The following is a 26364-nucleotide window of genomic DNA, read 5'->3' on the forward strand; positions in this document are numbered from 1 at the left end:
ATGAGTGATTTGGCCCGCGTCTGTATCCATGTGCATAGTCAGTATGTGGAGTCGCAATCCTTGCCCGACGAGGATCGCTACGTGTTTGCCTACACCATCACCATTCGCAATTTGGGGCGCAGCAACGTCCAGCTGCGTAGCCGCTATTGGCTGATCACCAACGGCAACGGTCGCGAGACTGAAGTGCAAGGTGAAGGCGTGGTCGGCGAACAGCCGCACATTGCGGCCGGCGGCGAGTATCAGTACACCAGCGGCGCGATTCTGGAGACGCCGATGGGCACCATGCAAGGCCACTATGTGATGATCGACGATGCGGGCGAAGAGTTCCACGTCGAGATTCCGGTGTTCCGACTCGCGGTGCAAACCCACATTCACTAATCCTCCTCCGCCCGGCCCGTCCGGGCGGCGCGTTTTAATCGGACTGACAATGAGTACATACCTGATTGGCGATGTTCATGGCTGTTATGACGAGCTTCGTGCGCTGTTGGCGCAGGTTGACTTCGATCCGCAGCAGGACACCTTATGGCTTACCGGCGATTTGGTGGCGCGCGGCCCCGGTTCGCTCGATGTGCTGCGCTATGTAAAATCGCTGGGAAATTGCGTGCGCCTGGTGCTGGGTAATCACGACCTGCATTTACTGGCGGTGTATGCCGGTATCAGCCGTAACAAGCCGAAAGATCGCCTGACGCCGCTGCTGGAAGCCGATGATGCCGATGAGTTGATTAACTGGTTACGTCGTCAGCCACTGTTGCAGGTAGATGAAGAGAAGAAGCTGTTGATGGCGCATGCGGGCATTACGCCGCAATGGGATTTAGAGACGGCGCAGCTGTGCGCGCGTGAAGTGGAAGCGGTGCTCTCCAGCGACAGCTATCCGCTGTTTCTGGATGCGATGTATGGCGACATGCCAAACAACTGGACGCCGGAACTCAGCGGTCTGGCGCGACTGCGCTTTAGCACTAATGCGCTGACGCGCATGCGCTTCTGCTTCCCGAACGGCCAGCTGGATATGATCTGCAAAGAGTCGCCTGAATCAGCGCCGCCGCCGCTCAAGCCGTGGTTTAAGGTGCCGGGCAAAATCGACAGCGACTATACGCAGATCTTTGGTCACTGGGCATCGCTGGAAGGTAAAGGCACACCGGAACATGTGATTGGTCTGGATACCGGCTGCTGCTGGGGTGGAACATTGACGCTGCTGCATTGGGAAACCAAACAGTATTACGTACAGGCATCCAATCGCGAACAGGCAATGGCCGAAAGCGCGGTGAGTGCGCATCCACCGTTAAGTGATACGCCGTAAATAAAAAACCCCGCATAAGCGGGGTTTTTTATGGGTCGCCATCACTGGCAACGTTACTTGCGGCGATCCAGGATCTCGAAGCAGTAGCTGTGCGAGTTCTGCTCATCGGCGTCATGGAATTCGCTGAAGGTTGACTGCCACTCGTCCGGTTCGTAATCCGGGAACTGCGTATCCCCTTCCACTTCCGCATCGATATGGGTCAGGTAGAGGCGATCCGCGCGAGCCAGCATCTGCTCGTAAACGCGTCCACCACCAATCACCATCATCTCTTCGACATCACCCGCCGCTTTTACCGCCTCTTCCAGCGATGTCACCCAGGTAACGCCTTCGTGGTTGCCCGGCTGGCTGCTGACCACAATGTTCAGGCGTCCAGGAAGCGGGCGGCCAATCGATTCAAAGGTCAGACGACCCATAATCACCGGCTTATTCAAGGTATTACGTTTGAACCATGCCAAATCTGCTGGCAGGTTCCATGGCATGGCGTTTTCCATACCAATAATGCGATCCGCTGCCAGTGCCGCGATCAGACTAATCATGTTAAAAGACCTACTGGAAAAAATTGGCGCCATCATACGTAAAGGCGAAACTTTCGTCGATAGGCCGCCCCCGCTATTTGCGTAAAGCTCCGATGCCACCGCACTTTTGTTATTGGACAGAGTTTTACACCGACTTTCCCGGCAATTGCGGGGCGAGGAGCCAGAAATTGCTGACGAGGCGGCACAACTCGGCGCGAAACGTCGCGTTATTGGTATCGCAGTGTAAAGAAAAGCGCACTCTGTGCAAAAAAAGAAAACGGCTCCCGCTGGAGCCGTTGAAACGCTTTAGAAATCGTAGCGTAGACGCACCAGGTTCACGTTGCCCAGTGACTTGTCGGTGCTGGAGGTGATGACATATTCGTAGTCGACACGGAAGCCGTAATCCAGCTGGGCACTCACACCAACGCCGTTATCAATACGCTTGTAGTCACGTCCGTTGACGAACTCCAGACGGTCGCCCATGAAGTAAGGCTGAATAGATTTCACCGCATACTGGCCAATTGGGAATTTGTAGCCGGCAAAGTATTCGATGCCCCACGCGTCATCCGCGAAGTAATTGTTAACGGTATTACGTTTGGTTGGGGAGAAGTTCTCATACCAACCCGCACCGGCTGACAGCGTCCAGTTATCCGGCGTCCAGCTCAATGCGGTACCGTAGATATTCTGGTCATAGCGTTTGCTGTCGCCATTGCCTGGATTGCGGATATCGGCGCGGGTATAGTTCCACGCGGTTCCCCACGCCAGGTCTTTGGTGATGTGGTAGTTCACACCCAGCGAGCCGCCGCCTTTACGCTTGTAGCGTAGGCCGTTGCCTGGCAGGAACTCATTATCTTCAAACAGGTACGACGCATACACATCCGCATCGCCGAAGGTATTTTTGTACTTCAGCATTTTGCGCGAACGGTAAGAACCATCGTAATCACCATTGATGCCATTGCCCGGCGCCTGCGCCAGCATGTCGTAATCCCAGATATCGGTCTTCGCTCCTACGACATCGTAGTAAACGCTGTTCTGCTGACCAAAGTAGAGCTCACCCAAGGTAGCGCTTTTGAAGCCAGTATAAAGTTGGCGGCGCGAGGTGTTATTCGCACCATCTGCATGATGATTGTCCCAACCCCACCAGGCCGGGAAGTTAACGCCCAGCTCGTAGTAACCGACCCAGCTTACGTCGTCGAACAGGTAATAATTGGCGCTGAAGCGGAAGCGTGAGCCACCGTCGTAGCCATTACGTTTGTACGATTTGTCGTTTACGCCATTCTGATGTTGGAACTGCGGACGAATACTGCCGCCCACTTTGAAGTCGAGACGGCTTAGCGCATCGCCCGCCTGTGGATCCTGCTTGAGTAAAGTAATTTCCGCCTGGCTGGCGAGTGGCGCCGCTGCGAGTAACGCAGCAATAGCGCTGAGAGTGAAAGCACGCATTTGCATTTTTTATATCCCAGTTAAGGTGAGCGCTCTATTGGTGAGCGAGCGAAATAGTACGGTGCGCTAACTGGGATCTTATTTATAATTTTGTGCGGATATTCCGAGGTGTAACGCTTTCCGCATCAACTGATAAAACATATGTCAAATCAATAGGATTTTTACAGATAAGGAAATGCGGGCATTGGTAAAAGGATAAAAAAACGGCCCCCGCAGGAGCCGTGAATGGGTAGCCAGCTGGAATCAGCCTTTAATTTGCGCGTGCATTTCCTGCACCGAAATTACCTGCTCTGTCGGATCCGCGTTCAGCGCCATCGCTGTGGCAAAACCGCCGTTCAGCGTGGTGTCGTAATGCACTTTGTACTGCAGCGCGCTACGACGAATCAGCTTGGAGTCTTCAATCGCCTGACGTCCCGCCGTGGTGTTGACGATGTAGGTATATTCGCCATTCTTCAGGCGATCCTGAATGTGCGGACGACCTTCATGCACCTTGTTTACCAGACGTGGATTGATGCCCGCTTCGCCCAGCACCACAGCGGTACCGTGTGTCGCATCCAGCTCGAAACCAAACTTCTGCAGTTTTGCCGCCAGGTCGACGATACGTTTCTTATCGCCTTCACGCACTGACAGCAACGCGCGACCGGTTTTCTTCATGTTGCTCTGGGCACCCAGCATCGCTTTGGCGAAGGCTTCAGCGAAGGTGCGACCGACGCCCATCACTTCACCGGTAGAGCGCATCTCTGGGCCGAGAATCGGGTCAACGCCTGGGAACTTGTTGAACGGCAGCACCACTTCTTTCACCGAGTAATACGGTGGAATCACTTCTTTAGTGACGCCCTGCTCAGCCAGCGTTTTACCTGCCATCACGCGCGCGGCAACCTTCGCCAGCGCCACGCCAGTGGCTTTCGACACGAACGGCACGGTACGCGCGGCACGTGGATTCACCTCAATCAGGTAAACTTCATTGTCCTTCACCGCGAACTGCACGTTCATCAGGCCACGTACGTTCAGCTCGAAGGCCAGTTTTTCCACCTGCTGACGCATCACGTTCTGGATTTCAGTGCTCAGCGTGTAGGCCGGCAGTGAACACGCGGAGTCACCGGAGTGCACGCCCGCCTGCTCGATGTGCTCCATGATGCCGCCAATCAGCACGCGCTCGCCGTCGCAAATCGCATCGACATCCACTTCAACCGCATCATCGAGGAAGCGATCCAGCAGCACTGGCGCATCGTTAGAGACCGACACCGCCGTCTGGAAGTAACGCTTCAGGTCGATTTCGTCGTAAACGATCTCCATCGCGCGGCCGCCCAGCACATAAGAAGGACGCACCACCAGCGGATAACCGATCCCAGCTGCTTTCTCAACGGCCTGTTCCAGCGTGGCAACGGTGGCGTTAGCCGGCTGCTTCAGGCTCAGGCGATCAACCGCCTGCTGGAAACGCTCACGGTCTTCTGCACGGTCAATCGAGTCCGGGCTGGTACCAATCACCGGCACGCCAGCCGCTTCCAGCGCGCGTGCCAGTTTCAGCGGCGTCTGGCCGCCGTACTGTACGATGACGCCTTTCGGCTTCTCGATACGCACGATTTCAAGCACATCTTCCAGCGTGACCGGCTCGAAGTAGAGGCGATCCGAGGTGTCGTAGTCGGTTGAGACGGTTTCCGGGTTACAGTTGACCATGATGGTCTCGTAACCGTCTTCACGCAGCGCCAGCGCCGCATGCACGCAGCAGTAATCAAACTCGATGCCCTGGCCGATACGGTTTGGACCGCCGCCCAGAATCATGATTTTTTCACGATCCTGGTTTGGATTGGCTTCGCACTCTTCCTCGTAGGTTGAGTACATATAGGCGGTGTCGGTGGCGAATTCAGCGGCGCAGGTATCAACGCGTTTATAAACCGGGTGCAGGTTAAATTGCTGACGCAGCTTACGGATTTCGCCCTCAGATACGCCCGCCAGCGCGGCCAGACGGACATCAGCAAAGCCTTTACGCTTCAGCGCGCGCAGGAACTCCGCGTTCAGCGAGTTCACACCTTCGCGTTCAACCTGCTCTTCCAGACGCACCAGCTCTTCAATCTGCACCAGGAACCAGCGATCAATGTTGGTGAGGTTGAACACACCATCAACTGACATGCCGGCGCGGAACGCATCGGCGATGTACCAGATACGGTCAGAACCGGCATCTTTCAGTTCGCGGCGAATGCGCGTTAACGCTTCTGGATCGTCGAGGCTAACTTTCGGGTCGAAACCGTTGGCACCGACTTCCAGACCGCGCAGCGCTTTCTGCATCGATTCCTGGAACGTGCGGCCAATCGCCATCACTTCACCGACCGATTTCATCTGCGTGGTCAGACGATCGTTGGCACCGGCGAACTTCTCGAAGTTGAAGCGAGGAATCTTGGTAACGACGTAGTCGATAGAGGGTTCGAACGACGCAGGCGTTAAGCCGCCGGTGATGTCGTTCATCAGCTCATCAAGGGTAAAGCCCACCGCCAGTTTCGCCGCCACTTTGGCAATCGGGAAGCCGGTCGCTTTTGAAGCCAGCGCTGATGAACGCGATACGCGTGGGTTCATTTCGATGACGATCATACGGCCATCTTTCGGGTTCACCGAGAACTGGACGTTCGAACCACCGGTTTCGACACCGATTTCACGCAGTACCGCCAGCGAGGCGTTACGCATGATTTGATACTCTTTGTCGGTCAGAGTTTGCGCGGGCGCCACGGTGATAGAGTCACCGGTGTGGATGCCCATTGCATCGAAGTTTTCGATCGAGCAGACGATGATGCAGTTGTCGTTTTTATCACGTACCACTTCCATCTCGTACTCTTTCCAGCCAATCAGCGACTCATCAATCAGCAGCTCATTGGTTGGCGACAAGTCTAAACCGCGTTCGCAAATCTCTTCGAACTCTTCGCGGTTATAGGCGATACCGCCGCCAGTGCCGCCCATTGTAAAGGAAGGGCGGATGATGCACGGGAAGCCAACGTCTTCGGCCACCGCCAGCGCTTCTTCCATGGTATGCGCGATACCGGAACGAGCGGTGCCCAGACCAATGCTCTTCATCGCCACGTCGAAGCGACGACGATCTTCGGCTTTATCAATGGCATCGGCAGTTGCACCAATCATGGTGACGCCGAACTCAGCCAGCACGCCCTGACGCTCCAGCTCCAGCGCACAGTTCAGCGCTGTCTGGCCGCCCATGGTTGGCAGCACCGCATCCGGACGCTCTTTTTCGATAATCTTGCGTACGACTTCCCAGTGAATCGGCTCGATATAGGTCGCATCAGCCATTTCCGGGTCGGTCATAATGGTTGCCGGGTTCGAGTTCACCAGAATGACGCGGTAGCCCTCTTCACGCAGCGCTTTACACGCCTGCGCACCGGAGTAGTCAAATTCACATGCCTGGCCGATAACGATCGGGCCAGCACCAAGAATCAGGATGGATTTTATGTCTGTACGTTTTGGCATCGTGGGCTCCTGATTACTTCGCGTTAGAACGGTATGCTTTGATCAATTCGATAAAGTGATCGAACAGTGGCGCCGCATCGTGCGGGCCTGGGCTCGCTTCCGGGTGTCCCTGGAAGCTGAAGGCCGGTTTGTCAGTGCGATGAATGCCCTGCACGGTTTGGTCGAACAGCGACACATGCGTAACGCGCAGATTGGCCGGTAATTGGCTGTCATCAACCGCAAAACCGTGGTTCTGTGCGGTGATCATCACGGTGTTGTTATCAAGATCCTTCACCGGATGGTTGCCGCCGTGGTGGCCGAGTTTCATCTTGATGGTTTTGGCACCGCTCGCCAGCGCTAACAGCTGGTGCCCAAGGCAGATACCGAATACCGGAACATCGGTTTTCAGGAACGCCTGAATGGCGTTAATGGCGTAGTCGCATGGCTCCGGGTCGCCAGGACCGTTCGACAGGAAAATACCGTCTGGATTAAGTGCCAGAACCTCTTCCGCCGGAGTTTGCGCCGGCACGACCGTCAGGCGGCAGCCGCGATCCACCAGCATACGCAGGATGTTGCGCTTAGCGCCGTAATCGTACGCCACCACATGGAACGGCAGCTCTTCCGCCGTTTTCTGCTCCGGCAGGTCACCTTCCAGTGTCCAGCTACCTTGCTGCCACGCGTAGGTTTCCGCGGTGGTCACTTCTTTCGCCAGATCCATGCCTTTCAAGCCTGGGAACGCCTGCGCTTTCTGCAGCGCCAGTGCGGCATCCGGATTATCACCCGCAATAATGCAGCCGCTCTGTGCACCCTTCTCGCGGAGCAAACGGGTCAGTTTGCGCGTGTCGATATCGGCGATGCCAACGATGTTATTGCGCTGCAGGTAAGCTGCCAGACTTTCTTCACTGCGGAAGTTGCTGGTAATCAGCGGCAGATCGCGAATAACGAGGCCTTGAGCATGGATTTGGCTGGATTCTTCATCGGCGGCGTTAACGCCAACATTGCCGATATGGGGATAAGTGAGGGTAACGATTTGGCGGGAATAGGAAGGATCAGTGAGGATTTCTTGATAACCGGTCATTGAAGTGTTGAAAACAACTTCCCCCACTGCCGACCCCGTAGCCCCGATGGCCCGACCGTGGAATTGGGTTCCGTCTTCCAGAACCAAGAGCGCTGACTTAATCAAAACATCCTCCAGGGAATAAACAGTCACAATATTTGCATATTAATTCAAAAGCAGTACCAGAATCAATGCAAAACCCGCCTGAGTACTCGAATTTTGGCAAATTGCGCGCATTCTAATGATCGCCCCGCACCTTGTCTACAACATGTGGTTATTTTTTTGTATATTTCGGGCAACTGAATGTTAAAAACGGTGAAAGGCGATAAAAGAGTGAGATAACTCGGAAAAATAATCGGTTGCCTGACGGCGATAATGGCAAACTGGTGCTGGCGCGCATTAATTTTTGACCAAACGGTCAAAATTAGCCATCGCAAGTCTGATAATCACTCATTAACTACGATAAATAAGCATTTCGAACCCATAACATAGCAAAACAGTCATTTACGTATAAAATAAAGGGCAATGATCACATTGCCCTCGTCAATCAAAGTCTTACCAATTGAAATAACCACATCACGATGGTTCACAACACTCACAACATCGACAAATCCAGCACATCACGCATATCATAAAGGCCAGATTTCTTGTTCTTTAACCAGCTTGCCGCTTTAACTGCACCATTTGCAAAGGTCATACGGCTGGAAGCCTTATGGGTAATCTCTACGCGCTCACCAATATCTGCAAACATCGCGGTATGTTCGCCGACGATATCACCAGCGCGCACGGTAGCAAATCCGATGGTTTGCGCTTTACGCTCACCGGTATGACCTTCACGGGTATACACCGCGTGCTCATCCAGATTCCACTTCATGGCATCGGCAATCGCTTCGCCCATCGCCAGCGCAGTACCTGATGGTGCATCAACTTTGTGACGATGGTGCGCTTCAACGATTTCAATGTCCGCGTAGTCGCCCATCACCTTCGCCGCCTGCTGCAGCAGATTTAGCACCAGGTTGACGCCCACGCTGAAGTTAGCGGCGAACACGATGCCAATCTCTTCAGCAGCCGCGCGAATCGCCGCTTTACCGGCTTCATCAAAACCGGTGGTACCGATCACCATCGCTTTGCTGTGCTGTCGGCAAAATGCCAGATACTCCAGCGTGCCTTCCGGACGGGTGAAATCGATCAGGACATCGAAGTCGTTAACCACCTTTTGCAGGTCGTCAGAGACGATCACGCCCGTTTTGCCGATGCCCGCCAGTTCGCCAGCATCTACGCCCAGCAATGACGAACCGCTACGCGCCAGTGCTGCGCCAAGCGCAACACCTTCCGCCTGCTGTACGGCCTGAATCAAATTGCGTCCCATGCGACCCGGCGCACCAACGATAGCAATGCGGATTTCACTCATAATTATTCATTCCTGATACAAATCTATGCATGTAAAGCGTAAACAGGTTAACGGTCAGATAACAGTCACGCCACAATAATAAAGGGATATAAGAATTTTATGCCAGCCGCGAAACATTATCAGTAAAAGCAATCCCGCATGCTGGAAGTAGGATTTTCTACAGCGACAGGCAAAGAAAAGGCCGAACAATGTCGGCCTGATTTTACTGCGGTGTAAACCGCTTACTGCACGTTTCGCACGTCGACGCGCAGCTCTTTTGGTACTTCAAACACGATGTTCTCTTCACGGCCAATCAGCTCAATCGCCGCTTCACCGCCGAGCTCACGCAGACGCTGAATCACCTGTTGCACCAGAATATCAGGAGCAGAAGCGCCCGCTGTGACGCCGATGACCTGCTTGTCTTTGACCCACTCTTCCTGGATGTCATCAGCCGAATCAATCAGCTTCGCCAGCTTACCAGCACGCTGCGCCAGTTCGGCCAGACGGTTCGAGTTAGAGGAGTTTTTTGATCCCACTACCAGCACCACTTCAGCATCACGCGCTAAGACGCGTACCGCTTCCTGACGGTTGGTGGTGGCGTAGCAGATGTCATCTTTACGTGGACCGATAATCGCCGGGAAGCGCTGACGCAGTGCATCAATCACGTCCGAAGTATCATCGACTGAAAGTGTGGTCTGCGTCATAAAGCACAGGTTGCTCTCATCTTTGACGTTCAGTTTGAACACATCTTCCGGCGATTCCACCAGATACATGCCGCCGTTAGGATTGCTGTACTGGCCCATGGTGCCTTCCACTTCCGGATGCCCCGCGTGACCAATAAGAATCGCTTCAACACCTTTACGGCTAGCGCGCGCCACTTCCATATGCACTTTGGTCACCAGCGGGCAGGTCGCATCAAACAGCATAGTGAGGTTACGCGCTTTGGCTTCGGCGCGAACCGCTTGCGATACGCCGTGCGCGGAGAAGATCAGAATGGCGTTATCCGGCACTTCAGCGATCTCTTCAATAAAGATCGCCCCACGTTCGCGCAAGCTACTCACCACGTAGCGGTTATGCACCACTTCGTGACGCACGTAGATGGGCGCGCCGTACATCTCCAGCGCGCGCTCAACGATGCTGATGGCGCGATCAACGCCTGCGCAGAAACCGCGTGGGTTAGCTAACAGGATTTGCATCGTTGGCCTCCAGCGCCGGATCAATCTCCAGCACTTCAATGTCAAACTGAATGCGCTGGCCCGCCAGCGGATGGTTGAAGTCTACGGTTATCGAGTCACCGGACACTTCACGGATCACGCCAGGCATTTCGCTGCCGCCGCGGCCGCTGAACAGCATGATGGCACCGACTTCCGGCTCGCCCGCATCGTTAAAGTCACGACGTGAGAAGTACTGAACCAGATCCGGGCTGGTGCCGCCAAACGCATCTTCCGGCTCCAGCGTAAATGCGTGCTTGTCGCCCACTTTACGTCCGAGTAGCTGCTGTTCCAGCGCGCCCGACAGGCTGCCATCACCCAGACGGAACAGCGCAGGTTTGCCGTTGGCGCGCGTGGATTCGGCCGTCGAGCCATCCTCCAGCTTCAGCGTAAAATGCACCAGCAACGCGCTATCGCGCTGAACTAAGTCTGTCATCAGTTACCCTTTCTGTTTAGCCGGTTTGCCGTTCGGGCTGAGAAAACCTTCCAGCACCACCAGCGCCGCGCCGATGCAGATGGCACAGTCGGCGATGTTAAAAGTCGCGAAGTGCCAGTCACCGACATAGAAGTCGATAAAATCGACCACAAAGCCGTGATACGAACGGTCAAACAGGTTACCCAATGCCCCGCCGATAATCAGGGCGTAGGCAATATTGGTTAATTTGTTGCTGGCAGCGTTGCGATACATCATCACCAACAGCGCCACCACGATAGCGATGGCGATGCCGGCGAAGAACCAGCGCTGCCAACCGCCTTTGTCGGCCAGGAAGCTGAACGCCGCGCCATAATTATGCGCGTAGAACAGGTTCAGGAACGGCATCAGCGGCTGCGTTTCATGCAGCATCATGTTGTTGATGACCCACATCTTGCTGCCAAAATCGATGGCAATCACCACCAGCACCAGCCAAAGCCAGCGCAAACCGGTTGAAGAGAGCGCTTTACTCATCAGGCAAATTTCCGCTGTTCGCCATTGCCGGCGACGTTGGTGTAGCAACGACCACACACCGCAGCATGCTCCGGATTCTGGCCAACGTCAGTAGTGTAATGCCAGCAGCGCGGACATTTCTCGCCTTCTGCTTTATGCAGCGCGATTTTCAGACCTTTGAACAGCTCGCTCTGCTGCGCTTCATCGCTGGCAGTGGCGTAATCCGCCACGGTCGCGCCTGAAGTTAACAGCACGAAACGCAGCTCATCACCCAGCGCCTGCAGCTTGGCTGCCAGCTCGGCATCCGCATACAGCGTAACCGTCGCTTCCAGTGCGCCGCCGATGCGTTTGTCGCTACGCGCTTGCTCAATCACCTTGTTCACTTCACCGCGGACTTTCAGCACATCATCCCAATAGGCATCGTTCAGCGTTTCGTTATCTGCCAGACCAAACAGATCCTGATACCACTCTTCGGTGAACACGTACTTCGCGCGATCGCCCGGCAGGTAGCCCCAGATTTCGTCTGCGGTGAAGGACATGATTGGCGCCATCCAGCGTACCAGCGCTTCAACAATGTGCCACAGCGCGGTTTGGCAGCTGCGACGCGCCAGGCTGTCGCCTTTTGCGGTGTACTGACGATCTTTGATCACATCGAGATAGAACGAGCCCATTTCGATTGAGCAGAAGTGCATCAGACGCTGCACCACTTCGTGGAAATCATAGTTTTCGTAGGAGTGCACGATATCCTGCTGCGCTGCCAGCGCACGGCCAACCGCCCAGCGATCCACCACCACCATCTCTTCCGGCTTGACGCAATCGGTCGCCGGGTTAAAGCCAGCAAGGTTTGCCAGCAGGAAACGCGCGGTGTTACGGATACGACGATAGCTGTCTGCGGCACGCTTCAGGATTTCGTCGGAGACCGCCATCTCACCGGAATAATCGGTAGAAGCGACCCACAGACGCAGAATGTCCGCACCCAGCTTATCCATTACATCCTGCGGCGCCACGGTGTTGCCGATCGATTTCGACATCTTGCGGCCCTGACCATCCACGGTGAAACCGTGCGTCAGTACCTGACGATAAGGCGCTTTGCCTTTCATCGCCGTGGAGATCATCAGAGAAGACATGAACCAGCCGCGATGCTGATCCGAACCTTCCAGGTACATATCTGGCGTATGGCCGCCGAATTCCGGACGCGCATCCACCACCGCGTAGCTGGTTGATCCGGAGTCGAACCAGACGTCTAAGGTGTCTGGCACTTTGACGTAGTGGTCAGCGTCGTCGCCCATCAGGTCGCGCGGATCGAGATCCCACCACGCCTGGATGCCGTCCTGCTCAACCCGTTTCGCGACTTTCTCCATCAGCTCCAGCGTATCCGGATGCAGCTGCTCGCTCTCTTTATGCACGAACAGCGCCATCGGCACGCCCCACGTACGCTGACGGGAGATACACCAGTCCGGACGGTTCGCTACCATCGCTTCGATACGCGCCTGGCCCCAATCCGGGATCCACTGCACGCCTTTGATCTCTTTCAGCGACTGCGCACGCAGGCCTTTCTGATCCATGCTGATGAACCATTGTGGCGTGGCACGGAAGATGATTGGCGTTTTATGACGCCAGCAGTGCGGGTAGCTGTGCAGCAGTTTCTCCACGTGCAGCAACGCGCCCTTCTCTTTCAGCAGCTCAACGATCATGTCGTTGGCTTTAAAGACGTTTACGCCATCCAGCGTCGGGTAGGTGCCTGGCAGATACGCGCCATCCGGCCCCACCGGATTGGCGGTTTCCAGACCGTATTTCTGACCGATAACATAGTCATCCGGGCCGTGGCCTGGCGCAGTATGTACCGCACCGGTACCGGCCTCCAGCGTCACGTGATCACCCAATACCACTTTCGATTGGATCTGCTCGAGGAACGGATGCTGGAACAGCTGCAGCTCCAGCGCCGCGCCGTTGCATTCGCCCAGCACGGTCCAGTCGCTGATACCCGCGCGCTTCATCACGCTCTCAACCATCTCTTTGGCGAGAATCAGGCTGCGACCGTCGATCTGCAGTAGCTGGTATTCAAATTCTGGATGCAGCGAGATACCGCGGTTAGCTGGCATGGTCCACGGCGTGGTGGTCCAAATCACCAGTGAAACCGGGCCTTCTGAAGCAGCGACGCCAAACTTCGCGCGCACCGCATCGGCATCCACGGCATTGAACATCACATCGATGGATGGCGAAGTTTTGTCGTAATACTCCACTTCCGCTTCAGCCAGCGCCGAACGGCAATCCATGCACCAGTGCACCGGCTTAGCGCCTTTGTGCAGATGGCCGTTGCCGATGATTTTACCCAGCGCACGGATGATGTTGGCTTCGGTCTGGAAATTCATCGTCAGATAAGGACGATCCCAGTCACCGAGCACGCCGAGGCGGATGAAGTCATTTTTCTGGCCTTCAACCTGCTCTGCCGCATATTGGCGGCAAGCGGCACGGAATTCAGCCGCGCTCACTTTTTCGCCCGGCTTACCAATCATCTGCTCAACTTTGTGCTCAATCGGCAAGCCGTGGCAGTCCCAACCTGGAACGTACGGCGAGTCGTAGCCCGCCATGCCTTTCGACTTAACGATAATGTCTTTCAGAATCTTGTTAACTGAGTGACCAATATGAATGCTGCCGTTCGCATAAGGAGGGCCATCGTGCAAAATAAAGGTTTTTTTCCCTTTTTTGGCTTCGCGGATGATGCCGTACAGGTTGTCATCATACCAACGTTGCAGCATTCCCGGTTCACGCTTGGCCAGATCGCCACGCATCGGGAACCCCGTTTCCGGCAAATTCAGGGTAGATTTATAGTCACTCATCAGATTCTCGATTCCGTATTTCGGTCATTAAACCGGTGTTTTTAGCCCAAAGAATTGGCGGGCTGTCACCACATCTTTCGCAATTTGTTCTTTCAGCGCGTCCAGCGAAGCGAAACGCTGTTCATCGCGAATCTTCTGTTTCAGCACCACTTCAATGTGACGCCCATAGAGATTCATATGTGTGTCGAGCAGATGAACTTCAAGCTGCTGACGTAAACCTTTTACCGTTGGGCGCGTACCAATATTGGCCACGCCGGGCAGCGGCTGATCGCCAAGGCCCAACACTGCCACCGCAAACACGCCTTTAACCGGCGTAACGGTGCGACGCAAAGGGAGATTAGCCGTTGGGAAACCGATAGTGCGCCCGAGTGCATCGCCGTGCACTACGCGGCCTGAGATGCTGAACGGATGGCCCAGCAGCGCTTCGGCTTGCGCAAAATCATCCTGCGCCAGCGCCTGACGAACGGCGGTACTGCTGATGCGCTTGCCGCTGTCACAATAAGTCTGGGTGCTGATAACCTCAAAGCCATACTCCGCACCGGCTTTCTGTAATAACAGGAAATCCCCCTGGCGACCAGCGCCGAAGCGGAAATCATCGCCGACGGCCAGGAACTTGACGTTGAGCTTGTCTACCAGCAATTCGGAAATAAAACTCTGCGCCGAATGCGCAGCGAAGCGACGATCAAAACGTACGCAGAGTACGGCATCAACGCCCGCTTGTTCGAGGTACTTCAGCTTTTCACGCAAACGCGTAAGGCGCGCCGGGGCTTTGTCGCCGGCAAACAGCTCAAGCGGTTGTGGCTCAAATACCATCACCACCACCGGCAGATTGCGTTTTCGTCCTTCGGCAATCAGCTGCGCCATCAAAGCCTGGTGGCCGCGATGTACGCCGTCGAAATTGCCAATGGTCAGGACGCAGCCGCGATGCTGCTCTTTCAGATTATAAATACCGCGGATAAACTTCATGGCTGACTCAAACCGGTGGAAATCGGCGGATTATACCCTTGAATGGCGTTTAGGTTAACCCGTATACGTGCCTTTCCTGCTTCTGGAGCGGCTTATTCCACGCGTGGGCAATTGCTTAGCAAGGATCTGAAGATTTTTGCTGCGAAATACTGTATTCAACGCCGCGTTGCTGGTAGAATCCTGCGCCATCAATTACGTAATCGAGTGTTGTTTATAAAACGACGCTTATTTGCACAAATCCATTGACATAAGAAGGCGCAAAAGGCATAGTCCTCGGCCTTTGATTTGTCCATATAGATCACATTTGGGAGTTGGACCTTGGCTAATATCAAATCAGCTAAGAAACGCGCCGTAACATCTGAGAAACGTCGCAAGCATAACGCAAGCAACCGTTCAATGATGCGTACTTTCATCAAGAAAGTATACGCGGCTATCGCAACAGGCGACAAAGCTGCTGCGCAGAACGCATTCAACGAAATGCAACCACTCGTGGACCGTCAGGCTGCTAAAGGTCTGATCCACAAAAACAAAGCTGCACGTCATAAAGCAAACCTGACTGCTCAGATCAACAAACTGGCTTAATCGCCCGTCTGTTAATCGCTTTGTAAAAAAGAACCGGCGCTTAGCCGGTTTTTTTATGCCTGCAATTCAGGGGTAAACAGCGCACTAAAGTCGCGATGACAGATCCGCTGTACCGCCGGATGCTGAATCATCCGTTCGGCAAAGATCACGTGATACTCCTCCATTACCGCATCCAACCGCCCAATCTCTTTGATGGCGTCATCCCGATAAATCTCGTCGCCATACAGCGTCGGAGCCACAAATATCGCGTTGTTCAGCGCACCAAAAGCTTTCATTAATGCCGCATCATCAAACTCGCCCAGAATCTCCACCTGCAATCCCTGGCTGTGAATCCAGTTCAGCAGTTTGCGACCCAGCATCGAGCGACGCCCCGGAATCAGCAAACGCCGCTCTTCCAGGCTGGCAGGAAACGGCAGCGTCGGTAACGGTGTGTTGCACCAGAAGCTGATCGGACACTCGCCCAGCTTGACCGAAAACAGCCCTTCCTGCTGAGTCGAATCAATTGGGCAATCGGAAAGAATCATATCCAGCTTGTGCTGGCTTAACTGTTCCAACAGCATCTCGTGCGTTGATTCAAAGCAGCGCAGATGGATTCCCTCTTCAGCCACCACCGCAGCCTGCAGCACCTTGCTCACCAGTTGCTTAGACAAGGCATCCGCTACGCCAACATCAAACAGCAGATGCGACTCTTTGCGGTAGTTAACGATATCGAGCATCTCCTGGCTCAGCATGAACATGCGGTCGGCATAGCGGAACACCAGCTGACCAAGCTCCGTCGGCACTAAACCGCGCCCCTGACGACGAAACAGCACGCCACCGAGTTGCTCTTCCAGCGATTTAATCTGGCCAGTAACCGTCTGTGGCGCCAGGCACAGCACATCCGCCGCGCGCACTACCGAACCGGTTTTACACACCTGCCAGAAATAGTAGAGATGATTAAAGTTCAGCTGATTCATCGGCAAAAAAGGAGGCTTTCGCCTCCTTCCTCTTTTAACGCAATTTGATGCGCAGCAGCGTGTAACCAATCACCGCCGAGAGCAGCGAGCCACTGAGAATCCCCAGCTTGGAGAAGGTCACCAGTTGCTCATGGGCGGCATCAAACGCCAGCGAACTGATAAAGATCGACATGGTGAAGCCGATACCGCACAGCACACCAATCGCCATGATATCGCGTATCGTGGTGCCCGCCGGCAACACCGCCAGCCGCCACTTCACCGCCAGCCAGCAGAACAGCGTGATACCCAACGGTTTACCAATCAGCAAGCCGAGAATGATGCCCAGCGGCTCTGGCGACAGCGTATCCATAAAGGTAATGCCGCTCAGCGAAATGCCGGCGTTGGCAAAAGCGAACAGCGGCAGAATCAGCCAGTTTACCCACGGCATTAAACCATGCGCCAAATGCTCGGCTGGAGAATGGCCGTTCTTCTCTTCCAGCGGCACGAAGAAGCCAACAATCACGCCTGCTAACGTTGCGTGCACACCCGATTTAAGCACCGCCGTCCACAGCACAATGCCGACTAACATATAGATGGCAATGTTACGCACGCCGCAACGATTGAGAATCGCCAGCAGCACAATCGCACCTGCCGCTACGCTCAGCGACAGCACGGAGAGATCGCTGGTGTAGAACAGCGCGATAATCACGATAGCGCCGAGATCATCAATAATCGCCAGCGCCATCAGGAACACTTTCAGCGCGGTTGGCACGCGGCTGCCCAACAGTGCCAGCACGCCCAAAGCAAAGGCGATATCAGTAGCAGTAGGAATTGCCCAGCCGTTACGTGCAATAGGATCGCCATGATTAAGCATCAGGAAAATCAGTCCCGGCATAACCATGCCGCCAATTGCCGCAATCACCGGGAAAATGGCGCGATCGCGGCTGGCGAGTTCACCGGTGATCAGTTCACGTTTCACTTCCAAACCTATTAACAGGAAAAACAGCGCCATCATGGCATCGTTGATCCACAGCAGCAGGTTTTTGCTGATGTCTAATGCACCGAAACGAATCTGCACCGGCTCGGCGAGAAACGATTGATAAGCTTGAGCGGTTTCCACGCTGTTAGCCAAAATCATTGCCGCGACGGCCGCCAGAATCAGCACCATGCCGTTGCTGGCATCACTGGCAATAAAGCTTTTCAGTAAGCTTCGAAGAGAACGGGGTTTGTTCACAACTCCTCCTGAGTAGAGACATTTAGGCTGGGAAGTGTAGCGACTCATACACCTCGTTAAAAGCAGCTTATGTCTCGTTAACGACTCGATAATACCGATGCATTACGAGAGGGTTTCTGCTTTTATCTCACGCCAGGCAGATTGAGCTTCTATCAGGAGCGACGCGTTGGCGGGAAAACATAAAAAAAGCGGAGAGTTTCCTCTCCGCTTTATTAAGCATGCCAGACGGGATTAACGTGTTAAATCGTCAAAAAACTTCTTCACGCCGTCGAGGAAGCTTTTGGAGCGCGGGCTGTTTTTCTCGCCGCTCGGGCCGCCAAAACTCTCTTCCAGTTCACGCAGTAACGCTTTCTGTTTGTCATTGAGGCTAACTGGCGTTTCCACCACCACACGACACAGCAAATCGCCTACCGCACCGCCACGCACCGATTTCACGCCTTTACCGCGCATGCGGAACAGCTTGCCAGTTTGCGTTTCAGAAGGCACTTTCAGGTTCACACGTCCATCAAGCGTCGGCACTTCAATCTCGCCACCTAATGCTGCCATCGCAAAGTTAATCGGCACTTCGCAATATAGGTTGTTATCTTCACGCTCGAAGATCGGGTGCTTTTTCACCGAAACCTGAACGTACAGATCGCCCGCTGGTGCGCCCTGTTCGCCCGCTTCACCTTCGCCGGTCAGACGAATGCGATCGCCGGTATCCACGCCTGCTGGAATTTTCACCGACAGGGTTTTACTGCGCTCAACGCGACCGTGACCATGACAAGCATTGCAAGGATCTTTGATCACTGAACCGCGACCGTGACAGGTCGGACACGCCTGCTGCACAGTGAAGAAGCCCTGACGCATCTGCACCTGGCCTGCGCCATGACAGGTATGACAGGTCTGCGGTTTGGTCCCCGCTTTCGCGCCGCTGCCGTGGCAGACATCGCACTCTTCCAGTGTTGGAATGCGGATCTCTTTGGTCACGCCGCGTACCGCTTCTTCCAGCGTTAGCTCCATGTTGTAGCGTAAATCGGCGCCACGAGCGGCACGCTGACGGCGGCCACCACCAAAAATATCGCCAAATACGTCGCCAAAGATATCGCTGAAGTCAGCACCGCCGCCGCCGAAGCCACCACCGCCGCCCATGCCGCCTTGTTCAAAGGCTGCGTGACCATATTGGTCGTAGGCCGCACGCTTCTGTGCGTCGGTCAGAATTTCGTAGGCTTCCTTAATTTCTTTAAACTTCGCTTCGGCTTCTTTATTGTCCGGATTACGGTCCGGATGGTATTTCATCGCCAGGCGCTTATAAGCCTTTTTGATTTCACGCTCATCTGCGGATTTAGAGACGCCTAAGATCTCGTATAAATCACTCTTAGCCATATTTGTTCTGCCCTTAACATGATCGCACGGGCGTGGAGAGATCTCCTACGCCCGTGCTGGTTTCAACGGCTGTCAGGCCAGCCGTCGCGCCCGGTCAGGGGCAATTATTTTTTGTCTTTAACTTCTTCGAACTCAGCGTCGACAACGTCGTCTTCTTTCTGTGCAGAAGCATCGCCTGCATCAGCTGCCTGACCCTGCTGCTGTGCCAGCTCCATCAGTTTGCTGGACACTTCCATCAATGCCTGCATTTTGGCTTCGATTTCTGCTTTGTCTTCGCCTTTCAGCGCGGTGTTCAGCTCGGTCAACGCAGCTTCGATTGGCGCTTTGTCGTCAGCAGACAGTTTGTCGCCCGCTTCGTCCAGCTGCTTACGGGTGCTGTGCGAAATCTGATCGCCCTGGTTACGGGTCTGAACCAGCTCTTCGAACTTGCGGTCAGACTCGGCGTTCGCTTCCGCGTCACGCACCATTTTTTCGATCTCTTCTTCATTCAGACCAGAAGAAGCCTTGATGGTGATCTTCTGCTCTTTACCGCTGTTTTTGTCTTTCGCAGACACGTGCAGGATACCATCTGCATCGATATCGAAGGTGACTTCGATCTGCGGCATACCGCGCGGTGCAGCCTGGATACCGTCGAGGTTGAACTGGCCCAAGGATTTGTTATCGCCTGAACGCTTGCGCTCACCCTGCAGCACGTGAATGGTCACGGCAGACTGATTGTCTTCAGCGGTAGAGAACACCTGGCTGTGCTTGGTTGGGATGGTGGTGTTCTTGCTAATCAGCGAAGTCATCACGCCGCCCATGGTTTCGATACCCAGCGACAGCGGAGTCACGTCCAGCAGCAGAACGTCTTTCACTTCACCCGCCAACACGCCGCCCTGAACCGCAGCACCCACGGCGACCGCTTCATCCGGGTTCACATCTTTACGTGGCTCTTTACCAAAGAACTCAGTCACTTTGGCCTGAACCATTGGCATACGCGTTTGACCGCCCACCAGGATCACGTCGTTGATGTCTGAAACAGACAAACCCGCATCCTGCAGAGCCACTTTCAACGGCTCGATAGAGCGAGAAACCAGGTCTTCAACCAGTGATTCCAGTTTCGCACGTGTTACTTTGATGTTCAGGTGCTTAGGACCGGTCGCATCCGCCGTGATGTACGGCAGGTTAACGTCGGTCTGCTGTGCTGAAGACAGCTCGATCTTGGCTTTCTCTGCCGCTTCTTTCAGACGCTGCATGGCCAGCGGATCGTTGTGCAGATCGATGCCCTGATCTTTCTTAAATTCAGCCACCAGATAGTTAATCAGACGGCTATCGAAGTCTTCACCACCAAGGTGGGTATCACCGTTGGTTGCCAGAACTTCAAAGGTTTTCTCGCCATCAACGTCATCGATCTCAATGATTGAGATATCGAAAGTACCACCGCCCAGGTCGTATACCGCGATGGTGCGGTTGCCCTGACCTTTATCCAGGCCGTAAGCCAGTGCAGCTGCGGTTGGTTCGTTGATGATACGTTTTACTTCCAGACCCGCGATACGGCCGGCGTCTTTGGTCGCCTGACGCTGCGCATCGTTGAAGTAAGCTGGAACGGTAATAACCGCTTCAGTGACGGCTTCACCGAGGAAATCTTCCGCGGTTTTCTTCATCTTTTTCAGCACTTCAGCAGAAATCTGCGGCGGTGCCATTTTCTGGCCTTTTACGTCCAGCCATGCGTCGCCGTTATCTGCGCCGATGATTTTGTACGGCATAATTTTAATATCACGCTGTACTTCTTCGTCCTGGAAGCGACGGCCAATCAGGCGCTTGATCGCAAACAGGGTGTTCTGCGGGTTGGTCACAGACTGACGTTTAGCCGGTTGACCCACCAGAGTTTCGCCATCCTGTGCATACGCAATGATCGACGGCGTGGTGCGATCGCCTTCGGCGTTTTCCAGTACGCGTGCTTTACCACCATCCATAACTGCAACACATGAGTTGGTTGTACCCAAGTCAATACCAATAATCTTGCCCATCTAAACGTCTCCTACTTAAATTCTTTGCCAATTTGGGTTGTGAAACAGAGATGCGGTCAAACTGACCGCTTTCAACTGCTGAAGCAGGCTTTTTTTGCTGCCTCACAACGCTCGATGACAAGTAAATGGGGCCGGTTCGATGCGCATCAAGGGTTAAAACTAAAAAAAATTTCATTCTCTCGTCGATTCAGATCAAAGTTGGCCAAAAAGAGGCCGCTTATTATGCAGCGCCTCGCGCCCCCAGCGGTTTGCGCGGGTGTAAAACACGAACAACATCTTCAACGCTGCTTCTGAGGAATTATGAGCAATACCACGCTGGCGAATCCCGCCCCGTTGGGCCTGATGGGATTCGGTATGACCACCATCCTGCTCAACTTACACAACACCGGCCTGTTTGCGATGGATGTGATCATCCTGGCGATGGGGATTTTCTACGGCGGCATCGCGCAAATTTTTGCCGGGCTGCTGGAATATAAGAAAGGCGACACCTTCGGGCTGACCGCCTTTACCTCTTACGGCAGCTTCTGGTTAACGTTGGTGGCAATTCTGCTGCTGCCGAAACTGGGGCTGGCAGAGGCGGCCGACGGCCACTTCCTTGGCGCGTATCTCGCGCTGTGGGGCGTGTTCACTGCATTCCTGTTTTTCGGCACGCTGAAGTCACCGAAAATGCTGCAGTTCATCTTCGCCAGCCTGACGCTGCTGTTTGCGCTGCTGGCTATCGGCCACCTGACCGACAACGCGGGGTTGCTGCGCGTTGCCGGCTGGATTGGCATTATTTGCGGTTCGAGTGCGTTCTATCTGGCGATGGGCGAAGTGCTGAACGAGAAGTTTGGTCGTACGGTATTGCCGATCGGCGAGTGACAAATGAATAGCGGAGCTGTTTGGCTCCGCTTTTTGCATTATGACGAGTGCAGCGACATATCTAACTGCGCATACTGCTGACGGCTATCGCGCCACAGCCAGATTCCCACCATAAAGCCAATTATCGCCAGCGCCAGCACATACCAGGCAGGCGCCATTGGCGTCAGGCTCATCATCAGCGTTACGCTAATCGGCGTCAGACCACCGAAAATCGCGTAAGCAACATTGTACGAGAATGAGATGCCGGTAAAGCGCACCGCCGCCGGGAATGCGCGCACCATCACCAACGGCACTACACCGACGACCCCCACGCTCAGGCCCGCTAAACCGTACCAAACAAACAGCATTTCCGGCGTGCTACTTAACTGATGGAAGAAGTTCCAGCTGCCGATCGCCAGCAGTATTGAACCGACCATCAGCGAACGCGCCGCGCCGAAGCGATCCACCAGCCATCCGGCGATAACACAACCCAGCAGCAGCATAATGGTGGCGAAGCTGTTGGCCTGCAGACTGAGCGCGGCGGGAATGCCATGCTGTTTTTGCATCAGCGTCGGCGCCATCAAAATCACCACCACAATGCAGGCCGACAGAAGCCAGGTGAGCAGCATCGAAATTACGATGCCGCGCTTATGGCTGGCAAAAATGGTTTGCAGCGGCATTTTTTCTGCCAGCGCTTTACGCTGCTGCATCTGCTGGAACACCGGGGTTTCATGCAGCCAGCGACGCAGATACATCGCCAGCAAGCCAAACACACCGCCGAGGAAGAAAGGAATGCGCCAGCCATGATCGCGCATCGCAGCCGGTGACAGCGTGGTGTTCAGCACCGTTGCCACCAGCGAACCGAGCAGAATCCCTGCGGTTAAGCCTGCGGTCAGCGTGCCGCAGGCAAAACCAATGCGTTTTTCAGGCACATGTTCGGCGACAAACACCCACGCGCCAGGCACTTCACCGCCGATAGCCGCGCCTTGCAGCACGCGCATTAGCAGCATCAATAACGGCGCAGCGATGCCAATGCTGGCATAAGTGGGCAATGCGCCCATCGCCAACGTCGGCAGCGCCATCAGCAGAATACTGAGGCTGAACATCTTCTTACGCCCCACTTTGTCACCAAAGTGCGCCATGATAATGCCGCCTAACGGACGCGCCAGATAACCCGCAGCAAAGATGGCGAAAGTCTGCACCTGACGCAACCATTCAGGAATGTCAGGCGGGAAGAACAGTTCGCCAATCACGGCGGCAAAGAAGACGAAGATAATGAAGTCGTAGAATTCCAGCGCCCCACCAAGGGCGGCCAGCGACAGGGTTTTGTAATCCTGCCCGTTGAGTCGGCGCGTTGCGTGCGTATCCATAATCCAGCGGTATCCAGAGGCAAAACAACTTATGTAAAGATTGAATTACTATACCGTCAATATTTTGCCACACCAGTGCCGCTGGATTTTATGCCTGAAAATGCCGATTTTTAGTCATTTGTCTCACGACGGGCGCTTTTGGGGCGAAAAGCTGCTACCACATCGGCATGAGTTTCCACATACGGCCCTTCCAGTAGCTGTAAACAATAAGGTACAGCGGCAAAAATCCCCGGCACCTTTACCGTTCCATCTTCCGCTTTCAGCCCTTCCAGCGTCTCTTTAATGGATTTTGGCTGGCCCGGCAGATTGAGGATCAGCGACTGCTTGCGGATCACGCCAACCTGGCGAGACAAAATAGCGGTCGGCACAAATTGCAGGCTAATTTGGCGCATCTGCTCGCCGAAGCCCGGCATTTCACGGTCGGCAACCGCCAATGTGGCATCTGGCGTCACATCACGCCGCGCCGGTCCGGTGCCGCCGGTGGTGAGGACCAAATTGCAGAACAGCTCATCGACCAGCTCGCAAATCGCCTGCTCAATCATTGGCTGCTCATCCGGCACCAGACGCGTTTCAATTTCAAACGGCGTAGCCAGCGCGGCGGTGAGCCAGCTCTCTAACGCCGGAATGCCCTGATCCTGATAGATGCCGTTAGCAGCACGATCGGAAACGGAAATTAATCCAATTCGTAAAGTATCCATAGAGTTATCGCTGTGGTTAGCTGCATGGCAGCAAATGACGTGAGTAGTTAGAAGGATAATACAAGAAGCGGGGGAAAAAACGTAAAACCGTGGCAGCGGTTGCCGCCACGGCCAATCACCTTACAGCAGCTCGGCGATCATCTTCTCAAGTTTGCCCTGATCGATGGCAAAGTTGCGGATACCTTCAGCCAGTTTGGTAACGGCCATTGGATCCTGGTTGTGCTGCCAGAAGAACTCAGCTTCGGTCATCTTCGCTGGACGCGCTTTCACTTCGCCGGTGTAGCTCAGTTTACGCTCAACGGTGCCTTCGCTCTCAGCCAGCTCTTTCAGCAGGCCCGGAGAGATGGTCAGACGGTCGCAGCCAGCCAGCTCAATGATTTCACCAACGTTACGGAAGCTTGCGCCCATTACCACGGTTTCATAACCGTGCTGCTTGTAGTAGCTGTAGATTTCAGCCACAGACACCACGCCTGGATCTTCGTGGGCTGCATACTCTTTCTTATCGGTGTTCTGCTTGTACCAGTCGAGGATACGGCCAACGAATGGGGAGATCAGGAACACGCCCGCTTCGGCACAGGCACGCGCCTGCGCGAAGGAGAACAGCAGCGTCAGGTTACAGTTGATACCTTCTTTTTCCAGCTGCTCAGCAGCACGAATGCCCTGCCAGGTTGACGCCAGTTTGATCAGGATACGGTCATTGCTGATGCCCGCATCGTTGTACAGTTTGATCAGGCTACGCGCTTTAGCGATGCTCGCTTCAGTGTCGTAAGAGAGGCGCGCATCGACTTCAGTCGAGATGCGACCAGGGATCAGTTTGAGAATTTCCAGACCAATGTTGACGGCCAGCTTGTCAGAAACCAGCGCCAGCTGATCTTCTTTGTTGCTGCTCTGCTGACGTGCCCAGGTAATGGCTTCGTCAATCAGTTTGCGGTATTCAGGGATTTGAGCGGCGTTGAGAATCAAAGAAGGGTTCGTGGTCGCGTCCTGCGGCTGGTAAAGTTTCATCGCCGCGATATCACCGGTGTCGGCGACCACAGTAGTCAGCTGACGCAAGGAAGTAAGTTTGTCCGTCATGGTTCTCTTTCTCTTAGGTTGACTGTCAGGGTGTAAAAGGCTGTTGCGATAATATCACGCACAAGTGACGGCGCAACACCACGAAGTGCCCTTTACGATAGCGCTAACAAATGGGAGCGATTTGCCGATCCATGCCGCTTTTTTGCTACACTCCTTGCGACATTTTCCCTTCAATTCCCTGATAAACCTGCGGGTCAAAGAGGACGTACACGATGCTGATGGTTATCTCACCAGCGAAGACACTGGACTATGAAAGCCCGCTGGCGACACAACGCTTTACCCAACCGGCGCTGTTAGAAAAATCACACCAATTAATTGACGTTGCGCGCGATCTTTCACCGGCGCAAATCAGCTCACTGATGGGCATTAGCGACAAGCTGGCGCACCTGAATGCCGATCGTTTTAACCAATGGCAGCCGCCCTTCTCGCTGGAGAATGCGCGTCAGGCGATCCTGGCGTTCAAAGGCGATGTGTATACCGGTTTGCAGGCCGAAACTTTTAGCGACGACGATTTTGACTTTGCCCAGCAGCACCTGCGCATGTTGTCGGGTCTTTACGGCCTGCTGCGCCCACTCGATTTGATGCAGCCTTATCGCCTGGAGATGGGCATTAAGCTGGCGAATCCGGCCGGGAAAGATCTTTACGGCTTCTGGGGCGATTTGCTGACTGAGAAGTTAAACGAGGCGATTGCTGAGCAAGGCGATGACGTGCTGATCAATCTGGCATCCGATGAGTATTTCAAAGCCATCAAGCCGAAGAAACTCAACGCCGAGTTGATCAAGCCGGTGTTCCTCGATGAGAAGAATGGCAAATTTAAAGTCATCAGCTTTTACGCCAAGAAAGCGCGCGGTTTGATGAGCCGCTATGTGATTCAGAACCGCCTGACCAACCCTGCGCAGCTGAAGAAATTCGATGTGGATGGGTATTTTCTGGACGGTGCAGAAAGCAGCGAGAACGAACTGGTGTTTAAGCGCCGCGAGCAGAAATAGTTCAGCAAGCGCTGCAATGGATTGTGCTCGCTGCCCCCCTCCTCGGTCCTCCCCCATAAATGGGGGAGGAAGATGCTGCAATATGTGAGTTTGGAGGCTGCATGTGGCAGCGTCTCCTTCCCCCGCTAGCGGGGGAAGGCCGGGATGGGGGACAGCGAGCACTGACCCCAGTCAGCA

General features: G+C 54.5%; 22 protein-coding genes. 5 read left to right on the top strand and 17 right to left on the bottom strand.

The genetic code is table 11. The annotated features are described in order from the left end of the window. On the top strand, positions 1–378 hold the full coding sequence (gene apaG, locus IB226_RS12515) for a Co2+/Mg2+ efflux protein ApaG (RefSeq protein WP_101762139.1): 378 nt from the start codon (positions 1–3) through the stop codon (positions 376–378). A 49-nt stretch (positions 379–427) separates the two neighbouring features. Further along, positions 428–1297 (top strand): bis(5'-nucleosyl)-tetraphosphatase (symmetrical) ApaH, encoded by an 870-nt coding sequence (gene apaH / locus IB226_RS12520; protein WP_110867508.1) that lies wholly within the window; start codon positions 428–430, stop codon positions 1295–1297. A gap of 53 nt (positions 1298–1350) precedes the next feature. On the opposite strand, the gene folA is transcribed toward apaH, so the two are convergent. From folA to ribF, 10 genes are all read right to left on the bottom strand, one after another. Continuing rightward, positions 1351–1833, bottom strand: a complete 483-nt coding sequence (folA, locus tag IB226_RS12525; RefSeq protein ID WP_101762141.1) for a type 3 dihydrofolate reductase — start codon at positions 1831–1833, stop codon at positions 1351–1353. A gap of 285 nt (positions 1834–2118) precedes the next feature. Beyond that, the gene (locus tag IB226_RS12530) at positions 2119–3261 is read right to left on the bottom strand and encodes a porin (RefSeq protein WP_101762142.1); all 1143 of its coding nucleotides are present in this window, start codon (positions 3259–3261) and stop codon (positions 2119–2121) included. Positions 3262–3498: 237 nt separating this feature from the next. Further along, positions 3499–6723, bottom strand: coding sequence for a carbamoyl-phosphate synthase large subunit (gene carB / locus IB226_RS12535; RefSeq protein ID WP_101762143.1), 3225 nt, complete (start codon positions 6721–6723; stop codon positions 3499–3501). A 13-nt stretch (positions 6724–6736) separates the two neighbouring features. Beyond that, positions 6737–7885 carry a glutamine-hydrolyzing carbamoyl-phosphate synthase small subunit gene (gene carA / locus IB226_RS12540; RefSeq protein ID WP_101762144.1) on the bottom strand — a complete coding sequence of 383 codons (1149 nt, stop codon included), beginning with the start codon at positions 7883–7885 and terminating at the stop codon, positions 6737–6739. A 469-nt stretch (positions 7886–8354) separates the two neighbouring features. Then, a complete protein-coding gene (dapB, locus tag IB226_RS12545) occupies positions 8355–9170 on the bottom strand; it encodes a 4-hydroxy-tetrahydrodipicolinate reductase (RefSeq protein ID WP_192235748.1) in 816 nt (271 codons plus the stop codon). 221 nt (positions 9171–9391) lie between these two features. After that, positions 9392–10345: a 4-hydroxy-3-methylbut-2-enyl diphosphate reductase gene (gene ispH, locus IB226_RS12550; RefSeq protein WP_064737614.1), complete on the bottom strand. Its 954-nt coding sequence runs from the start codon at positions 10343–10345 to the stop codon at positions 9392–9394. After that, complete coding sequence (gene fkpB / locus IB226_RS12555) at positions 10326–10796, bottom strand: FKBP-type peptidyl-prolyl cis-trans isomerase (protein ID WP_101762146.1); 471 nt, start codon at positions 10794–10796, stop codon at positions 10326–10328. Before fkpB ends, ispH begins: the two co-directional genes overlap by 20 nt. A 3-nt stretch (positions 10797–10799) precedes the next feature. Next, on the bottom strand, positions 10800–11306 hold the full coding sequence (gene lspA, locus IB226_RS12560) for a signal peptidase II (protein WP_101762147.1): 507 nt from the start codon (positions 11304–11306) through the stop codon (positions 10800–10802). Then, the gene (gene ileS, locus IB226_RS12565; RefSeq protein WP_192235750.1) at positions 11306–14125 is read right to left on the bottom strand and encodes an isoleucine--tRNA ligase; all 2820 of its coding nucleotides are present in this window, start codon (positions 14123–14125) and stop codon (positions 11306–11308) included. The genes lspA and ileS overlap by 1 nt, the downstream gene beginning before the upstream one ends. Positions 14126–14152: 27 nt before the next feature. Beyond that, complete coding sequence (ribF, locus tag IB226_RS12570) at positions 14153–15091, bottom strand: bifunctional riboflavin kinase/FAD synthetase (RefSeq protein WP_101762149.1); 939 nt, start codon at positions 15089–15091, stop codon at positions 14153–14155. Between the two features lie 318 nt (positions 15092–15409). On the opposite strand from ribF, the gene rpsT reads away from it, so the two are divergent. Continuing rightward, positions 15410–15673 carry a 30S ribosomal protein S20 gene (gene rpsT, locus IB226_RS12575; RefSeq protein WP_036619798.1) on the top strand — a complete coding sequence of 88 codons (264 nt, stop codon included), beginning with the start codon at positions 15410–15412 and terminating at the stop codon, positions 15671–15673. A 53-nt stretch (positions 15674–15726) separates the two neighbouring features. Here the strand turns inward: rpsT and nhaR are convergent, their stop codons facing one another. The 4 genes from nhaR to dnaK form a co-directional block, all read right to left on the bottom strand. Next, positions 15727–16629, bottom strand: coding sequence for a transcriptional activator NhaR (gene nhaR, locus IB226_RS12580; RefSeq protein WP_101762150.1), 903 nt, complete (start codon positions 16627–16629; stop codon positions 15727–15729). Between the two features lie 34 nt (positions 16630–16663). Beyond that, on the bottom strand, positions 16664–17842 hold the full coding sequence (nhaA, locus tag IB226_RS12585) for a Na+/H+ antiporter NhaA (protein WP_192235752.1): 1179 nt from the start codon (positions 17840–17842) through the stop codon (positions 16664–16666). A gap of 231 nt (positions 17843–18073) precedes the next feature. After that, entirely contained in the window at positions 18074–19207 is a 1134-nt protein-coding gene (dnaJ, locus tag IB226_RS12590) for a molecular chaperone DnaJ (protein ID WP_101762152.1), read from the bottom strand. A gap of 104 nt (positions 19208–19311) precedes the next feature. Beyond that, a complete protein-coding gene (gene dnaK / locus IB226_RS12595; RefSeq protein ID WP_101762153.1) occupies positions 19312–21216 on the bottom strand; it encodes a molecular chaperone DnaK in 1905 nt (634 codons plus the stop codon). A gap of 300 nt (positions 21217–21516) precedes the next feature. On the opposite strand from dnaK, the gene satP reads away from it, so the two are divergent. After that, the gene (satP, locus tag IB226_RS12600) at positions 21517–22077 is read left to right on the top strand and encodes an acetate uptake transporter (RefSeq protein ID WP_192235754.1); all 561 of its coding nucleotides are present in this window, start codon (positions 21517–21519) and stop codon (positions 22075–22077) included. A 38-nt stretch (positions 22078–22115) separates the two neighbouring features. Here the strand turns inward: satP and IB226_RS12605 are convergent, their stop codons facing one another. From IB226_RS12605 to tal, 3 genes are all read right to left on the bottom strand, one after another. Beyond that, a complete protein-coding gene (locus tag IB226_RS12605; RefSeq protein ID WP_192235756.1) occupies positions 22116–23426 on the bottom strand; it encodes an MFS transporter in 1311 nt (436 codons plus the stop codon). Positions 23427–23536: 110 nt separating this feature from the next. After that, a complete protein-coding gene (mog, locus tag IB226_RS12610) occupies positions 23537–24124 on the bottom strand; it encodes a molybdopterin adenylyltransferase (RefSeq protein WP_101762156.1) in 588 nt (195 codons plus the stop codon). Between the two features lie 120 nt (positions 24125–24244). After that, a complete protein-coding gene (gene tal / locus IB226_RS12615; RefSeq protein WP_137385129.1) occupies positions 24245–25198 on the bottom strand; it encodes a transaldolase in 954 nt (317 codons plus the stop codon). A 212-nt stretch (positions 25199–25410) separates the two neighbouring features. Between tal and yaaA the strand changes: the two genes are divergently transcribed. Beyond that, the gene (gene yaaA / locus IB226_RS12620) at positions 25411–26187 is read left to right on the top strand and encodes a peroxide stress protein YaaA (RefSeq protein WP_137385128.1); all 777 of its coding nucleotides are present in this window, start codon (positions 25411–25413) and stop codon (positions 26185–26187) included. Positions 26188–26364: the final 177 nt, after the last annotated feature.

Origin of the sequence: Pantoea sp. PNT03 (assembly GCF_014852515.1) — a bacterium.
GTDB classification, from domain to species: domain Bacteria; phylum Pseudomonadota; class Gammaproteobacteria; order Enterobacterales; family Enterobacteriaceae; genus Pantoea; species Pantoea leporis.

Excerpts from the sequence above, each read along its gene's own strand:
- apaG (WP_101762139.1), top strand. The coding sequence starts at position 1 with ATGAGTGATTTGGCCCGCGTCTGTATCCATGTGCATAGTCAGTATGTG.
- apaH (WP_110867508.1), top strand. The coding sequence starts at position 428 with ATGAGTACATACCTGATTGGCGATGTTCATGGCTGTTATGACGAGCTT.
- folA (WP_101762141.1), bottom strand. The coding sequence starts at position 1,833 with ATGATTAGTCTGATCGCGGCACTGGCAGCGGATCGCATTATTGGTATG.
- IB226_RS12530 (WP_101762142.1), bottom strand. The coding sequence starts at position 3,261 with ATGCAAATGCGTGCTTTCACTCTCAGCGCTATTGCTGCGTTACTCGCA.
- carB (WP_101762143.1), bottom strand. The coding sequence starts at position 6,723 with ATGCCAAAACGTACAGACATAAAATCCATCCTGATTCTTGGTGCTGGC.
- dapB (WP_192235748.1), bottom strand. The coding sequence starts at position 9,170 with ATGAGTGAAATCCGCATTGCTATCGTTGGTGCGCCGGGTCGCATGGGA.
- ispH (WP_064737614.1), bottom strand. The coding sequence starts at position 10,345 with ATGCAAATCCTGTTAGCTAACCCACGCGGTTTCTGCGCAGGCGTTGAT.
- fkpB (WP_101762146.1), bottom strand. The coding sequence starts at position 10,796 with ATGACAGACTTAGTTCAGCGCGATAGCGCGTTGCTGGTGCATTTTACG.
- lspA (WP_101762147.1), bottom strand. The coding sequence starts at position 11,306 with ATGAGTAAAGCGCTCTCTTCAACCGGTTTGCGCTGGCTTTGGCTGGTG.
- ileS (WP_192235750.1), bottom strand. The coding sequence starts at position 14,125 with ATGAGTGACTATAAATCTACCCTGAATTTGCCGGAAACGGGGTTCCCG.
- ribF (WP_101762149.1), bottom strand. The coding sequence starts at position 15,091 with ATGAAGTTTATCCGCGGTATTTATAATCTGAAAGAGCAGCATCGCGGC.
- nhaR (WP_101762150.1), bottom strand. The coding sequence starts at position 16,629 with ATGAATCAGCTGAACTTTAATCATCTCTACTATTTCTGGCAGGTGTGT.
- dnaJ (WP_101762152.1), bottom strand. The coding sequence starts at position 19,207 with ATGGCTAAGAGTGATTTATACGAGATCTTAGGCGTCTCTAAATCCGCA.
- dnaK (WP_101762153.1), bottom strand. The coding sequence starts at position 21,216 with ATGGGCAAGATTATTGGTATTGACTTGGGTACAACCAACTCATGTGTT.
- satP (WP_192235754.1), top strand. The coding sequence starts at position 21,517 with ATGAGCAATACCACGCTGGCGAATCCCGCCCCGTTGGGCCTGATGGGA.
- IB226_RS12605 (WP_192235756.1), bottom strand. The coding sequence starts at position 23,426 with ATGGATACGCACGCAACGCGCCGACTCAACGGGCAGGATTACAAAACC.
- mog (WP_101762156.1), bottom strand. The coding sequence starts at position 24,124 with ATGGATACTTTACGAATTGGATTAATTTCCGTTTCCGATCGTGCTGCT.
- tal (WP_137385129.1), bottom strand. The coding sequence starts at position 25,198 with ATGACGGACAAACTTACTTCCTTGCGTCAGCTGACTACTGTGGTCGCC.
- yaaA (WP_137385128.1), top strand. The coding sequence starts at position 25,411 with ATGCTGATGGTTATCTCACCAGCGAAGACACTGGACTATGAAAGCCCG.